Here is a 12,178-nt window from a genome sequence, read left to right as displayed (position 1 = left end):
CGGTTCGTGATCGTTTGTCATCATTGTTTGCATCCGGTTACACGTCGGCCGTTCCGTTTTTGAGATGCTTGAAAGATTGTCAAACCGGAGTCGGATCGTCCATGAAAACGCGCGAGATTCACCGCAACGCAGCGTGGCTGCCGGGCCTGGCAGCCGTGCTCGTCATGGCCGGTTGTGCAAGCACGCAGTCCGTTCCGCCGAGCGATACGCTGGCGGGACAACCGTCGCCGTCGAGCCCGCCCGCTGCTGCGCCGTCGGCCGCCACGCCGCCGCCGGCGCCGGCGCCGATTCTCGTCGCGCGGAAGTACGTCGTGAAGCGCGGCGACACGCTGACGGGCATCGCGTCCGCGAACGGTTGCAGCATGGCCGAGCTGCGCACCTGGAACAAGCTCGGTGCGAACGGCAGGCTGCGCATGGGGCAAGTGCTGCGCATCGTCAAGCAGCAGCCGTTGCCGCCGTCGGGCGTGGCCGGCGCGCAGGTGGCCGCGTCGTCGGCGTCGAGCAATGGCGCAGGGAGCAACCCGGCAACCGCGCAGACCGCGGCGTCGAGCGCGAGCGACCGTCAGGTCGTCAAGGAAACGAAGCGGCATGCGGGCGGCGTCGCACTCACGTGGCCCGCGAACGGCAAGATCGTCGACGGGTTCCGGCCGGGGCAGAACCGCGGCATCCAGATCGCCGGCCGGCCGGGCGACCCGGTCCGCGCCGCGGCCGACGGCCGCGTGATGTACGCCGGCACCGGCCTGAACGATTACGGCAGCCTGATCATCGTCCAGCACAACGCGGATTTCCTGACCGCCTACGCGCACAACCGCAAGCTGCTCGTGAAGACGGGCGACATCGTGCGCCAGGGCGACGAGATCGCCGAGATGGGCGACCTCGACAACTCGCGTGTCGCGCTGCTGTTCGAAGTGCGGCGCGACGGCAAGCCGGTCAATCCGGTGCCGTATCTGCCTTCGTCGCAAGGGTGAAGCCGGGCCGTTTCGCTGGAACGCGGCGGCGGTCGCTGCTACGCTAGGGCCTGTTCATGCGAGTCCCGCGCTGCGCGGGGCCGACGGCCGTCTTTCGGGGATGCGCGGCGTAGGCCGTCGCGGGCCGGCCGCCGGCGTGAACGGGCGCGCGCGTTCAAGGCGCGCCCGCGTTGCTTCGTGCCACCGATTCCGACAGAACACATCACATTCATGGAACATTCTCCGACACGCCGTTCGCTGTTGCTTGCCGCCGTTGCCGCGCCGTTCGTCGCCGCATGCACGTCCGCGCCGGTCGCCGACCAGGGGCGCGCCCACTCCGCCCAGGCCGAACTGACCGCGCTCGAGAAGGCCTCGAATGGCCGGCTCGGCGTCGCCGCGCTCGATACGTCGAACGGCGTGCGGATCGCGCACCGTGCGCGCGAGCGCTTCCCGCTGTGCGGCACGTATGCGGTCGTCGCGGCTGCCGCGATGCTCGCGCGCGGCTCGCTCGACGCATCGCTGCTGCCGCGCCGCATCCTGTATCGCCGCTATGAAATCGTGTCGGGCTCGCCGATTACGGAAAGCCACGTCGACACGGGCATGACGATCGAGCAGCTGTGCGTGGCGATGCTGCAGTCGGGCGACAAGGGCGCCGGCAACCTGCTGATGGGCGTGCTCGGCGGCCCGCAGGCCGTTACGTCGTTCGCCCGCGAGAGCGGCGCCACGTCGTTTCGCCTCGACCACTGGGAACCGGAACTGAACAACGCGGCGCCCGGCGACGAACGCGACACGTCGACGCCGGTCGAGATGGTCGACACGCTGCAGCGGCTGCTGCTCGGCAACACGCTGCACGAGCCGCAGCGCGCCCAACTGACGGAGTGGATGGTCGGCGGCGCGCGCGGCGCGACCGGCATCGCCGCGGGCGTGCCGCCCGGCTGGCGCATCGCGGACAAGGCCGGCACGGGCGGCTACGGCACGACGACCGACGTCGCGGTGCTGTGGCCGCCGTCGCGTGCGCCGATCGTGATGGCCGTGTCGTTCACGCAGCCGCAGGCCGCCGCGGCGGCCCGCGCGGACGTCGTCGCGTCGGCGGCGCGCATCGTGGCGGGCGCGCTCACCGCGACGGCCTGAGCGTCCCGCGCCTCGCGCAAAGCCGGCGTTTGGCTTATCGTGTCGGACAGCGCGCGCCGGGGTCGGCGCGCGGCCTTTCCGCGCCGTTTTTCCGTTTGCCTTCTTCATGCGCCGACTTCCGCCCCTGCACGCGCTGCAGATCTTCTCGACGGTGGCTCGCCACCGCAGCTTCACGCGCGCGGCCGAGCAGCTGTGCATCACGCAGGGCGCGGTAAGCCGGCAGATCCAGACGCTCGAGGCGCATTACGGTTTCCCGTTGTTCAAGCGGCATGCGAAGGGCCTCACGCTGACGGCGGAGGGCGAGCAGTTGCTGCCGGTCGTCAACGAGAGCTTCGCGCGGATCGAAGATATTTCGATGAAGCTCACGCGGCAGCGCACCGATCTCGCGCTGAAGGTGCCCACCTGCGTGATGCGCTGGATGCTGCCGCGCATCATGCGCTTCCAGGGCGAGCATCCCGATCTGCATGTGCAGATCACGACCGCGTGGCAGCACGTCGTCGATTTCGCGTCCGAGCCGTTCGATGCGGCGGTCGTCTACGGTACGTCGCCGGGCACGGGCGTGTGCGCGCTGCCGCTGTTCGACGAGCGGCTGACGCCCGTCTGCGCGCCCGAATTGAGGCAGACATCGCCGCTCGACGCGGTCGCCGATCTCGCGCGCCATACGTTGCTGCATCCGACCCGCGACCATCGCGACTGGCGCGCGTGGCTCGATCACGCGGGCGAGCGCAGCGTCGATCCGGCGCGCGGGCCGACGTTCGACACGCTCGATCTCGCGACGAATGCGGCGATGCAGGGCTTCGGCGTCGCGATCGGCGACGTGACGCTCGTCGACGACGACGTCAGCGCACGCCGGCTCGAGCGGCCGTTCGACATCGTGCTCGAGACGGGCGCGCGCTACTTCTTCGTGTATCCCGAGAACATCGGCAGCCAGCAGAAGATCCGCGCGTTCAGCGACTGGATCGCGCGCCATCGCGATTGACCGGCGCGCGGAACCCGCCGGGTGCCGCGCCGGCGGGCGGCTTTACTGGTAGGTCACGACGGCGATCATCGGCGCCTGGTGGTTGCCCGGACGGTTCGGTAAAACGATTGCGCGCGAGGCCTGAGTAAAGGTCGTGGTCTTGATGGCCTGCTGGCTCGCCGCGTCGACGAACGCGATCTGGCCGCTTGCCGGGCGCGGACAGTCGGGGCGTACTTGCCCGCGGGCGAGATCGGCCGTATCGACCGCGAACGAGCAGGGCGGCTCGACGATCATGCCGGAAAAGGAGATGGTGCCGGACGCGCCGGCGGCAAACGACGAGGAAGTGGCCAGAAGCGAGGCAGCCAGGACGAACGAGGCGGCGATAGGGCGGTGCTTCATGACAGGCTCCAGAAAGGAAGCGCGTCGCAGCGTGGCCGCTCGGGTGGCAGTCCGTCAACGCTGCAATGCTGTATGCGTAAACGGCAAAACCATCGGACCTCTTGAATGAAAAAAATCGAAATAATGGCAATCGGCAAACGATTGCGTATTGCTTAAACCAATGTAGGCCGAATCTGTGCAACCGCAAATGAGGGAAATGCCGGGTGGCATAAGATCGAAGGACGAACGGTCGTCGTGACCGTTGTGTGGGCAACGGCCTTGCGCCGCCCGGAAAGCAAGACGGCCGCTCGAGATGAGCGGCCGTCTTGCGTTGGAGCCGAAGGTGCGCCGTTCAGTTCGCGCGCTTGCGTACCGCGCCGACGATCACGAGCAGCACGATCGCGCCGATGATCGACGCGATCCAGCCCGCGCCCTGGCCCGGTGCGTACCAGCCGGCGGCGCGGCCGACGTAACCGGCGACCAGCGAGCCGACGATGCCGAGCACGGTGGTCATCAGGATGCCCATCTTGTCGTCGCCGGGCTTGAGCGCGCGGGCGAGGAGGCCGACGATGAGCCCGACGACCAGGGTTTCGATGAATTGCAGCATGAACGCCTCCGTATGGCGGTTGAGCGGTTGACGAAACGCAATTGACCCGTGCGGCGCACCAGGGTTCCATGGGCCGCGGGCCGTTGCGTGGCGCGCCGAGTATCGCATGCCGGCGCGGCGCGCACATGTCAGGCTGCCGGCGCGTCCGCCACCGGGTCGAGACGACGGTAGCCTTCGGTCGCGTTCAGCAGCGTGCGCGTGTAGTCGCGTGCAACCTGCCCGGCGCGCACGTCCTCGATCCGCAACTGCTCGACGATCCCGCCGTGCTGCATCACCGCGACGCGTTGGCACAGGAAGCCGATCACCGCGAGGTTGTGGCTGACGAGGATCATCGTCAGGTTGCGTTCGCGATGCAGGCGGCGCAGCAGGTTCAGGATCTCGGCCTGCACCGACACGTCGAGCGCGGACGTCGGCTCGTCGAGCAGCAGCACGCGCGGCTCGACGATCAGCGCGCGCGCGATCGCGACGCGCTGCCGCTGGCCGCCCGACAGTTGGTGCGGATAGCGGAACCGGAACGCGGGGCCAAGGCCAACCTCGGACAGCGCGCGGGCGATGCGCGTATCGGCGTCGCCGATGCCGTGGATCGACAGCGGTTCGCGCAGCGTCTGGTCGACCGTGAAGCGCGGATGCAGCGACGCGTACGGATCCTGGAACACCATCTGCACGTGACGGCGAAAGGCACGATCGGGCGTGCCGCCCACCGGCCGGCCGTCGATCGACAGGCTGCCGGATGCGAGCGGCACGAGCCCCGTCAGCGCGCGCAGCAGCGTCGACTTGCCGGAACCCGATTCGCCGACCAGCCCGAACACTTCGCCGTCGCGGACCGCGAAGCTTGCGTCGCGCACGGCGTCGACGTGACCCGTGCGGGTCGGGAAACGGATCGATGCGTGATCGACGTCGATCATCGTGCGGCCTCCTTCGGTAGGTGAGCGGTCGGCGCGGGCGCGGCGGCGTCGAGCCATGCCGGATCGCGCCGCAGCACCGGCAGTTCGTCGGGCGGGTTCGCGAGCGGCGGGTTCGCCGCGAGCAGCCCGCGCGTATAGGGATGCGTCGCATCGCGCAGGTCGCGCGCGGCGCAGGTTTCGACCACGCGCCCCGCGTACATCACCGCGACGCGATCGCAGAACGACATCACGAGCGGCAGGTCGTGGCTGATGAACATCAGGCCCGTGTCGTGCCGCGCGATCATCGCGTCGAGCACCGCGAGCACCTGCATCGACACCGCGACGTCGAGCGCGGAAGTCGGCTCGTCGGCGATCAGCAGGCGCGGGCCCGTCGACACCATCATCGCGATCATCACGCGCTGGCCCATGCCGCCCGACAGCTCGTGCGGATACGCATCGGCGACACGCGCCGGGTCGCGGATCTGCACGGCCGCGAGCGCGTCGACGATCCGCTCGCGCAGCGCGCGGCCGCGCAAGCCCGGCTCGTGCCGCCGGAACGCTTCGCCCATCTGCTTCGCGACGGTCATGACCGGATTCAGCGAATACTTCGGATCCTGCAGGATCATCCCCATCTGGCTGCCGCACAGCCGCCGGCGTTCGCTCGCGGACATCGCGAGCAGGTCCTGGCCCGCGAAGCGCATCGTGCGGGCCGACCAGCGCGCGGCGTCGGGCAGCAGGCCGAGCAGCGCGCGGCCCGTCAGCGACTTGCCGGAGCCCGATTCGCCGACGATGCCGAGCCGTTCGCCGGGCGCGAGCGTCAGCGACAGGTCGCGCACCGCGTCGGTGAAGACGCCGTCGTGCCCGCGAAAGCCGATTTTCAGGCCGTCGATCTCGCAGAGCGGCGCGGGTGCGGGGGTGGAATTCATCGGCATGTCATGCTCCATGGCGGGGATCGAAGACGTCGCGCAGCCCGTCGCCGAGCAGGTTGAACGCGAGGCTCACGAGCAGGATCGCGATGCCGGGCAGCGTGGCGACCCACCACGCGTCGAGCAGCACGTTGCGGCCCGACGCGACCATGAAGCCCCACTCGGGGCTCGGCGGCTGCGCGCCGAGGCCGAGAAAGCCGAGGCCCGCGACGGTCAGGATGATGCCGGCCATGTCGAGCGTCGCGCGCACGATCACCGACGACATGCACAGCGGCATGATGTAGCGCAGCAGGATGCGCGGGCCCGACGCGCCTTGCAGCCGCGCGGCGTGGATGAAGTCGGCCTGCGCGATGCGGATCGTCTCCGCGCGCGCGAGCCGCGCATACGCGGGCCACGCGGTGATCGAGATCGCGACGACCGCGTTGATCACGCCGGGCCCGAGCGCGGCCGCGAACGCGAGCGCGAGCACGATCTTCGGGAACGCGAGCGCGATGTCGGTGATGCGCATCAGCACGCTGTCGACGAAGCCGCCGCAATAGCCGGCCGTCGTGCCGATCGCGAGGCCGATCGGCACGACGATCACGACGACGAGCAGCGCGATGCCGAGCGTGAGGCGGGAACCTGCGATCAGCCGTGAGAGGATGTCGCGGCCGAGCTGGTCGGTGCCGAGCCAGTGCGACTGTGAGCCGGGCGGCAGCAGCCGGTCGGACAGCACCTGGCGCAGCGGATCGTGCGGCATGATCAGCGGGCCGACGATCGCGACGACGATCAGCGTCACCAGGATCGCGAGCCCGAACAGGTTGAGCGGATTGACCGCGAAACGGCGCCAGCGGCGGTAGGCGAGGCCGAGTGCGGCCTGCGAGCGCGACGCGGGCGCGTCGGACAGCAGCCACGCGCGCAGCGTGAGAGGGGCGGCATTCATGGTCGGATGGCCTTCGGCATGGACGGTGAAGGAAGCAGGATGGAAACGGTCATGTCGAAGCGGCCCTCAGCGCGCACGCGGATCGAACACGCGGTACAGCGCGTCGGTCAGCAGGTTGACGGTGATGAACATCGCGCCGATCACGAGCGTCGCGCCGAGCACGGCGTTCATGTCGGCGTTCAGGAGCGCGCCGGTCAGGTACGAGCCGAGCCCCGGCCACGCGAACACGATCTCGGTCAGCACCGAGCCTTCGAGCAGGTTGCTGTACGTGAGCGCGATCACGGTGAGCAGCGGCACCATGATGTTGCCGAATGCGTGCCGCCAGATCACGCGCCGTTCCGACAGGCCCTTTGCGCGCGCGGTGACGATGTATTCCTGGCTCAACTGGTCGAGCATGAACGAGCGCGTCATGCGGCTCAGGTACGCGACCGAGTAGTAGCCGAGGATCGTGGCCGGCAACGCGATGTGCGACACCGCGTTGCGGAACACGTCCCACTCGCCGGCAAGCGCCGCGTCGATCAGCAAGCTGCCCGTGCGCGGGTCGACCATCCCGTCGTACACGGGATCGAGCCGGCCCGGGCCGCCGACCCAGTGCAGCCGCGCATAGAACAGCAGCAGCCCCATCAGCCCGAGCCAGAACACCGGCACCGAGTTGCCGATCAGGCCGACGAAGCGTGCGATGTGGTCGATCGGCCGGTTGTGCTTCACCGCGGCCGCAACGCCGAGCGGCACGCCGATCGCGATGCCGATCAGCGTCGCGATCGTCGCGAGTTCGAGCGTGGCGGGGAACACGCGCCTGATGTCGTCGAGCACGGGGTTCGACGTCAGCAGCGACATGCCCAGGTTGCCGTGCAGCACGTCGCGCGCGTAGATCAGGAACTGCGTGACGAGCGGCTTGTCGAGGCCGAGTGCGATGCGCTCGGCCGCGTACGCGTCGGCCGACGCGCGATCGCCGAGGATCGCGAGCACGGGATCGATCGGCACCTTGCGGCCGATCACGAACGTCAATGCGAGCAGCCCCGCGAACGTGACGGCGAGGGTGAGCGCCCAGCGCAGCACACGCAACGCCCAGCGTACGGCCGGGCGCCGCGCGGGCAGCGTGCGCAGTGCTTCGAGGGAGGAGGCGGGAGTCGACATGCGGCGAACCTTATTGCTTCTTCAGGTGACGGTACGACACGAGATCGTTGATCGGCCCGACTTCGAGCCCGCTCACGCCGGGCCGCATCGCGACCTGCGCGACCTTCTCGAACATGATCACGAACGGCGAGCGCGCAAGCATCTCCTTCTGCATCGCCTGGTACCGCTGCGCGCGTTGCGCGGCGGTCGGCTCGGCGAGCGCGGCGTCGGTCTCCTTCGTGAGCTGTGGGATGTCCCAGCTGTTGCGCCAGGCCAGCATCTTGTAGCTCGACTTGTCGGCGTTGTCGGGGTTCCATGCGAAACCCTGCGCGTTGCTGTGCGGGTCGATGTAGTCGGCCGACCATTCGCCGATGTAGATGTCGTGCTGGCGCGCGCGGTATTTCGCGAGCGTCTGCTTGTTGTCGCCGGGGATCAGCTGCACCTTGACGCCCGCCTGCGCGAAGTTCGCCTGCACGGCTTGCGCGATCTCCGTGTACGGATAGTCGTTGCGCACGTCCATCGTCACCGAGAAGCCGTTCGGCACGCCGGCCTTCGCGAGCAGCGCCTTCGCCTTCGCGACGTCGAGCTTGTACGGGTTCGCATTCAGCGTGCCGAGAAAGCCTTCGGGCAGGAAGGTCTGGTGCACCTTGTAGGTCGTCTTCACGACGTTGGCCTGGATGCCCGCGTAGTCGACCAGCCACTTCAGCGCTTCCTGCACGTCGGGCTTCGCGAGCGTCGCGTTCTTCGTGTTCAGGCCGAGATACAGCAGCGTCGCCTGCGGCGAAGCCATGACTTTCGCCTTGCCCGATTTCACGACCGACGCGAGATCGTCGGGGCTCAGGTCGCGCGCCGCGTCGACGTCGCCGTTTTCCAGCAGCAGCCGCTGGCTCGCCGCTTCGGGCACGTGGCGCAGCACGATGCGCTTCATCGCGAGCGGCAGCCGGTAGCCGTCGAAGCGCTGCAGCACGATGCTGTCGCTGGGCGACCACTTGACGAGCTTGTACGCGCCGGAGCCGGCCTCGTTGGTCTTCAGCCACGCATTGCCGAAGTCGTTGCCCTGCTGGTGCGACAGCAGCAGTTTCTTGTCGAGCACCGATGCGGGCCACGAGCCGAGCACGTTGAGCACGAAGGTCGGCGCGTATTTGTGATCGGTCGTGATCGACACCGTCTGGTCGTCCAGCTTCTTCACGTTCGCCGCGACGTTGGCCTTCGTGAGCCCGATGCCGGTCAGCACCGCGGCCGGGCCCTTGTCGAGCAGCACCGCGCGCTGGATCGACCACGCGACGTCGTCGGCCGTCAGCGGGTTGCCCGAGTGGAACTTGAGGCCCGGGCGCAGCTTGAACGTATAGGTCAGCCCGTCGGGGCTCACGGTCCACGACTGCGCGACGTCGCCGTTGAATTTCGACGGATCGCGCAGGTCGACTCGCACGAGCCGATCGTACGTGTTCGCGACGTATTCCTCCGGCACCAGTTCGTAGATTTCGCCCGGATCGAGGGTCGTGAATTCGTCGAGCAGCGTGGCCATCACGAACATGTCCTTCGGCGTTTCCGCATGGGCGGCGGAAAGCGGAACGGCGGCGAACAGGGACGCGGCGGCCAGCGCCGCGACGAGCCGGGAGGTCGGGAATTTCATGGGCGCTTCTCCATCTGTCGTTTGAGTCGTTGAACGTGAACCTGCATGAAAAGGGGGCGGCCGTGCAGCGTCGTCACATCAGGCGCCACGGTCCGCTCGCCGCGTTGTCGATCGGCGGCAGCGCGTGCGAACCGGGCAGCTCGTAGTGCCACCACTCGCTGTCGATATGCGCGAAGCCGGCCGCGTGCATCACGCCGAGCAGCAGCAGCCGGTTGCGTTGCACGTGCTCGGGCAAGCCCGCGTGAAAATGGCCCGACGCGGCCACCATCTCGTCGAAGCCGGTGCCCATGTCGAGCGGCTCGCCGTTCGCGCCGACGAGCGTCAGGTCCAGCGCGGTGCCGCGGCTGTGGTTCGACCCGCGGCCGAGATCGGCGACGAAGTTCGGATCCGGCAGGAACTCCCACAGCACCTGCTGCGCTTGCGGCGGGCGGTACGCGTCGTAGAGGCGCAGCGTGAAGCCGGCCTGCGCGGCCACGTCGGTCGCGCGGCGCAGCGCGGCTTCGGCCGGCTCGAGCAGCAGACAGTGCGCGTTGCGGTAGATCGGCTTGCCGGTCAGGTTGCGCTCGGTCGCGTAGACGAGGTCGATCTCGACGCGATGCGTGGCGGGCGTGATTTCGACGAGGCGGTGAGGGTTCATCGGCGGTCCGGTTTGCTCAGGATTCGAATTGGTCGAACGTGCGCTGCAGTTCGCGATTGCGCGCGACTCGCCGGTCGACCGCGGGACCGAGGCGGTCGACCACGGCGGTGATCAGCAGGTTGAACAGGCAGGTGAGCGGCGCGAGCGAATCCCAGAACTGGCCGACGTCGGTCTTCACCTGCAGCAGGTCGGCCGGCCACTCGCGCGCCCACGGGCAATACAGATCGGTGACCAGTGCGAACGGCTGCCCGCGCTCGGCGGCCGCCTGGCAATAGCGGCGCGCGCTGCGCGAATAGGCGCGGGTATCGGTGACGATGCAGTACGGCCGCTCGAATTCGGAGTTCAGCGAATCGACGTACGAGCCTGACTGGCCGTCCGAGTAGAACACGCGCGGGCGCAGGTATTCGAGGTAGCTGCTGAACGCGTTGCTGATGCCGCGCGTCGACTGGATGCCGAGGATGAACACGGCGTCGGCTTGGGCGATCCGGTCGGCCACCTGCGCGAACACCGGTTCTTCGGCGAGCCGGTACACGTGGCGGATCGCGTCGAGTTCGCGCTCGAGCGACGACGCAAGCGTGCCGTCGCTGCGATGGCTGTCGCGCTCGCCGGTGGTCGTTGGCGTGGCGGTGGCGCGGCGGTACTCGTCGAGGCGGTCGGTGATCATCCACGGGCGGTCGCTGCCGCCGCGCAGTTCGCGTTTCAGGTCGTCGAGATTCCGGTAACCGACGCTGCGCAGGAAACGCCCGACCGAAATGCCGCTGGTGCCGGTTTGCTGCGCGATCTGGTCGGCGGTTTCGAGGCCGAGTCGATCGAGGTTCGCGAGCATGTAGCTCGCGATGCGCTTCGCGGTCGGCGTCAGCTCGGCAAAGCGGGATTCGACGGTATGGGCGAACGCGCAGGTCATCGGTCTGTTAGATCGTTGTCATTGGATGATTAGATGTCATCTATCTAACAAAGCCAAAATCAATCGCGCTAGCGGATAAAAACTATGGGGTGATGGGCAGCGATAGGGTCGAGGGCGCGGTCATGGGGGCAGGTGAAAAAGGCGTTTTTATCTCTGTCAGGCATATTTTGCGTTTATGCCCCACAGGAATAATTCATTCGGTCTGCCGGTCGCCCATACGGAAATCGTGCGTTTCGGCGCGCACAAGGTACTGTCGGTCGAGCGTTTCGATCGTACGTTGCATCGTGACGGCGGGTGGCTGTTGCGCTTGCCGCAGGAGGACTTCTGCCAGGCGCTCGGCGTGCCGCCGCACCTGAAGCACGAATCGCAGGGCGGCCCCGGCGTGCCTGACCTGGTCGGCCTCCTGCGCCATTCGGAAACGGCGCGGGAGGATCTCGACACACTGTTCGCGGCCCTGGTCGTGTTCTGGATGCTCGCGGCACCGGACGGGCACGCGAAGAACTTCAGCCTGCGCCTGCTGCCGGGCGGCCGTTTCCGCCTCACGCCGCTCTACGACGTGATGTCGATCCGGCCGGTCGAAGGCGATGGCGGGAACCCGTGGTCGTGGCACAAGGCGAAGCTCGCGATGGCCGTGCACGGCAAGCGCAAGCACTATGCGATGCGCGACATGACGCGACGGCACTTCACCGCGATGACCGAATACTGCCTGCTCGGCGATATTGCGACGCCAATCGTCGAACGGCTCGTCGCGACGACGCCGCATGTGATCGAATCGGTCGGCAGCTGCGCTGCCTCCCGGTTTTCCGGCGAGGGTAGCGGAGCGCATCCTGGGTGGATTGCGGTTCGCCGCGCAACGGCTCGACGAAATGCCGCGGGCGTAAACCGCACCCCGGCCCGGTTGGCTGGCGTTCGACGCATCGGCATGCGGTTGTTTCAGTTTGAGAGGATCAGTGATCCGAATCGACTGCGCCGCATCGTGATCGTGCGTTGCATGTCTCGATCTTGTCGCCATGTGTGGCATCCCGACCGCGCGCGGTCGTATTTCCGCATTCACCGGACCTGACCCATTCACCGATATCGGTCACCTTTCAGTATCCCGCTGCGCCGCAATAATTACAAAGTTAAAGCGGATCAG

At 67.9% G+C, this 12,178-nt stretch carries 12 protein-coding genes and 1 pseudogene; 4 read left to right on the top strand and 9 right to left on the bottom strand.

Going from position 1 to position 12,178, the window contains the following annotated elements; all coding sequences use genetic code 11:
* Nucleotides 1-101 precede the first annotated feature (101 nt).
* The 3 genes from HWX36_RS20380 (at nucleotide 102) to HWX36_RS20370 (ending at nucleotide 3,057) form a co-directional block, all read left to right on the top strand.
* Nucleotides 102-968, top strand: coding sequence for a peptidoglycan DD-metalloendopeptidase family protein (locus HWX36_RS20380; RefSeq protein WP_175954071.1), 867 nt, complete (start codon nucleotides 102-104; stop codon nucleotides 966-968).
* A gap of 210 nt (nucleotides 969-1,178) precedes the next feature.
* Nucleotides 1,179-2,078 (top strand): class A beta-lactamase, encoded by a 900-nt coding sequence (bla, locus tag HWX36_RS20375; RefSeq protein WP_175954069.1) that lies wholly within the window; start codon nucleotides 1,179-1,181, stop codon nucleotides 2,076-2,078.
* Between the two features lie 106 nt (nucleotides 2,079-2,184).
* Nucleotides 2,185-3,057: a LysR substrate-binding domain-containing protein gene (locus HWX36_RS20370; protein ID WP_175954067.1), complete on the top strand. Its 873-nt coding sequence runs from the start codon at nucleotides 2,185-2,187 to the stop codon at nucleotides 3,055-3,057.
* A 42-nt stretch (nucleotides 3,058-3,099) separates the two neighbouring features.
* Here the strand turns inward: HWX36_RS20370 and HWX36_RS20365 are convergent, their stop codons facing one another.
* The 9 genes from HWX36_RS20365 to HWX36_RS20325 form a co-directional block, all read right to left on the bottom strand.
* A complete protein-coding gene (locus tag HWX36_RS20365; protein ID WP_175954065.1) occupies nucleotides 3,100-3,435 on the bottom strand; it encodes a type 1 fimbrial protein in 336 nt (111 codons plus the stop codon).
* Nucleotides 3,436-3,766: 331 nt separating this feature from the next.
* Nucleotides 3,767-4,021, bottom strand: coding sequence for a GlsB/YeaQ/YmgE family stress response membrane protein (locus HWX36_RS20360; protein ID WP_175954063.1), 255 nt, complete (start codon nucleotides 4,019-4,021; stop codon nucleotides 3,767-3,769).
* Between the two features lie 128 nt (nucleotides 4,022-4,149).
* Nucleotides 4,150-4,926: an ABC transporter ATP-binding protein gene (locus HWX36_RS20355; RefSeq protein WP_175954061.1), complete on the bottom strand. Its 777-nt coding sequence runs from the start codon at nucleotides 4,924-4,926 to the stop codon at nucleotides 4,150-4,152.
* Nucleotides 4,923-5,837 (bottom strand): ABC transporter ATP-binding protein, encoded by a 915-nt coding sequence (locus HWX36_RS20350; protein WP_175954059.1) that lies wholly within the window; start codon nucleotides 5,835-5,837, stop codon nucleotides 4,923-4,925. Before HWX36_RS20350 ends, HWX36_RS20355 begins: the two co-directional genes overlap by 4 nt.
* Before the next feature lies 1 nt (nucleotide 5,838).
* Nucleotides 5,839-6,753, bottom strand: coding sequence for a nickel transporter permease (nikC, locus tag HWX36_RS20345; protein ID WP_175954057.1), 915 nt, complete (start codon nucleotides 6,751-6,753; stop codon nucleotides 5,839-5,841).
* Nucleotides 6,754-6,819: 66 nt separating this feature from the next.
* Nucleotides 6,820-7,890 (bottom strand): ABC transporter permease, encoded by a 1,071-nt coding sequence (locus HWX36_RS20340; RefSeq protein WP_175954055.1) that lies wholly within the window; start codon nucleotides 7,888-7,890, stop codon nucleotides 6,820-6,822.
* Nucleotides 7,891-7,900: 10 nt separating this feature from the next.
* The gene (locus tag HWX36_RS20335; protein ID WP_175954053.1) at nucleotides 7,901-9,502 is read right to left on the bottom strand and encodes an ABC transporter substrate-binding protein; all 1,602 of its coding nucleotides are present in this window, start codon (nucleotides 9,500-9,502) and stop codon (nucleotides 7,901-7,903) included.
* Nucleotides 9,503-9,575: 73 nt separating this feature from the next.
* Nucleotides 9,576-10,139, bottom strand: a complete 564-nt coding sequence (ddpX, locus tag HWX36_RS20330) for a D-alanyl-D-alanine dipeptidase (RefSeq protein ID WP_175954051.1) — start codon at nucleotides 10,137-10,139, stop codon at nucleotides 9,576-9,578.
* Nucleotides 10,140-10,155: 16 nt separating this feature from the next.
* A complete protein-coding gene (locus HWX36_RS20325; RefSeq protein WP_175954049.1) occupies nucleotides 10,156-11,043 on the bottom strand; it encodes a MurR/RpiR family transcriptional regulator in 888 nt (295 codons plus the stop codon).
* Between the two features lie 193 nt (nucleotides 11,044-11,236).
* Here HWX36_RS20325 and HWX36_RS20320 point away from each other — a divergent pair.
* Nucleotides 11,237-11,924, top strand: a pseudogene (locus HWX36_RS20320) (HipA domain-containing protein); the annotation flags it as partial.
* Nucleotides 11,925-12,178: the final 254 nt, after the last annotated feature.

The sequence above is a fragment of the Burkholderia sp. BCC0405 genome, from assembly GCF_902833075.1.
Lineage (GTDB): Bacteria > Pseudomonadota > Gammaproteobacteria > Burkholderiales > Burkholderiaceae > Burkholderia.
The sequence above is the reverse complement of the archived record's forward strand: the minus strand, read 5'-3'. Positions and strand labels throughout refer to the sequence as shown.

Excerpts from the sequence above, each read along its gene's own strand:
- HWX36_RS20365 (WP_175954065.1), bottom strand. The coding sequence starts at position 3,435 with ATGAAGCACCGCCCTATCGCCGCCTCGTTCGTCCTGGCTGCCTCGCTT.
- HWX36_RS20350 (WP_175954059.1), bottom strand. The coding sequence starts at position 5,837 with ATGCCGATGAATTCCACCCCCGCACCCGCGCCGCTCTGCGAGATCGAC.
- HWX36_RS20340 (WP_175954055.1), bottom strand. The coding sequence starts at position 7,890 with ATGTCGACTCCCGCCTCCTCCCTCGAAGCACTGCGCACGCTGCCCGCG.
- HWX36_RS20380 (WP_175954071.1), top strand. The coding sequence starts at position 102 with ATGAAAACGCGCGAGATTCACCGCAACGCAGCGTGGCTGCCGGGCCTG.
- nikC (WP_175954057.1), bottom strand. The coding sequence starts at position 6,753 with ATGAATGCCGCCCCTCTCACGCTGCGCGCGTGGCTGCTGTCCGACGCG.
- HWX36_RS20370 (WP_175954067.1), top strand. The coding sequence starts at position 2,185 with ATGCGCCGACTTCCGCCCCTGCACGCGCTGCAGATCTTCTCGACGGTG.
- bla (WP_175954069.1), top strand. The coding sequence starts at position 1,179 with ATGGAACATTCTCCGACACGCCGTTCGCTGTTGCTTGCCGCCGTTGCC.
- HWX36_RS20325 (WP_175954049.1), bottom strand. The coding sequence starts at position 11,043 with ATGACCTGCGCGTTCGCCCATACCGTCGAATCCCGCTTTGCCGAGCTG.
- HWX36_RS20355 (WP_175954061.1), bottom strand. The coding sequence starts at position 4,926 with ATGATCGACGTCGATCACGCATCGATCCGTTTCCCGACCCGCACGGGT.
- HWX36_RS20335 (WP_175954053.1), bottom strand. The coding sequence starts at position 9,502 with ATGAAATTCCCGACCTCCCGGCTCGTCGCGGCGCTGGCCGCCGCGTCC.
- HWX36_RS20360 (WP_175954063.1), bottom strand. The coding sequence starts at position 4,021 with ATGCTGCAATTCATCGAAACCCTGGTCGTCGGGCTCATCGTCGGCCTC.
- ddpX (WP_175954051.1), bottom strand. The coding sequence starts at position 10,139 with ATGAACCCTCACCGCCTCGTCGAAATCACGCCCGCCACGCATCGCGTC.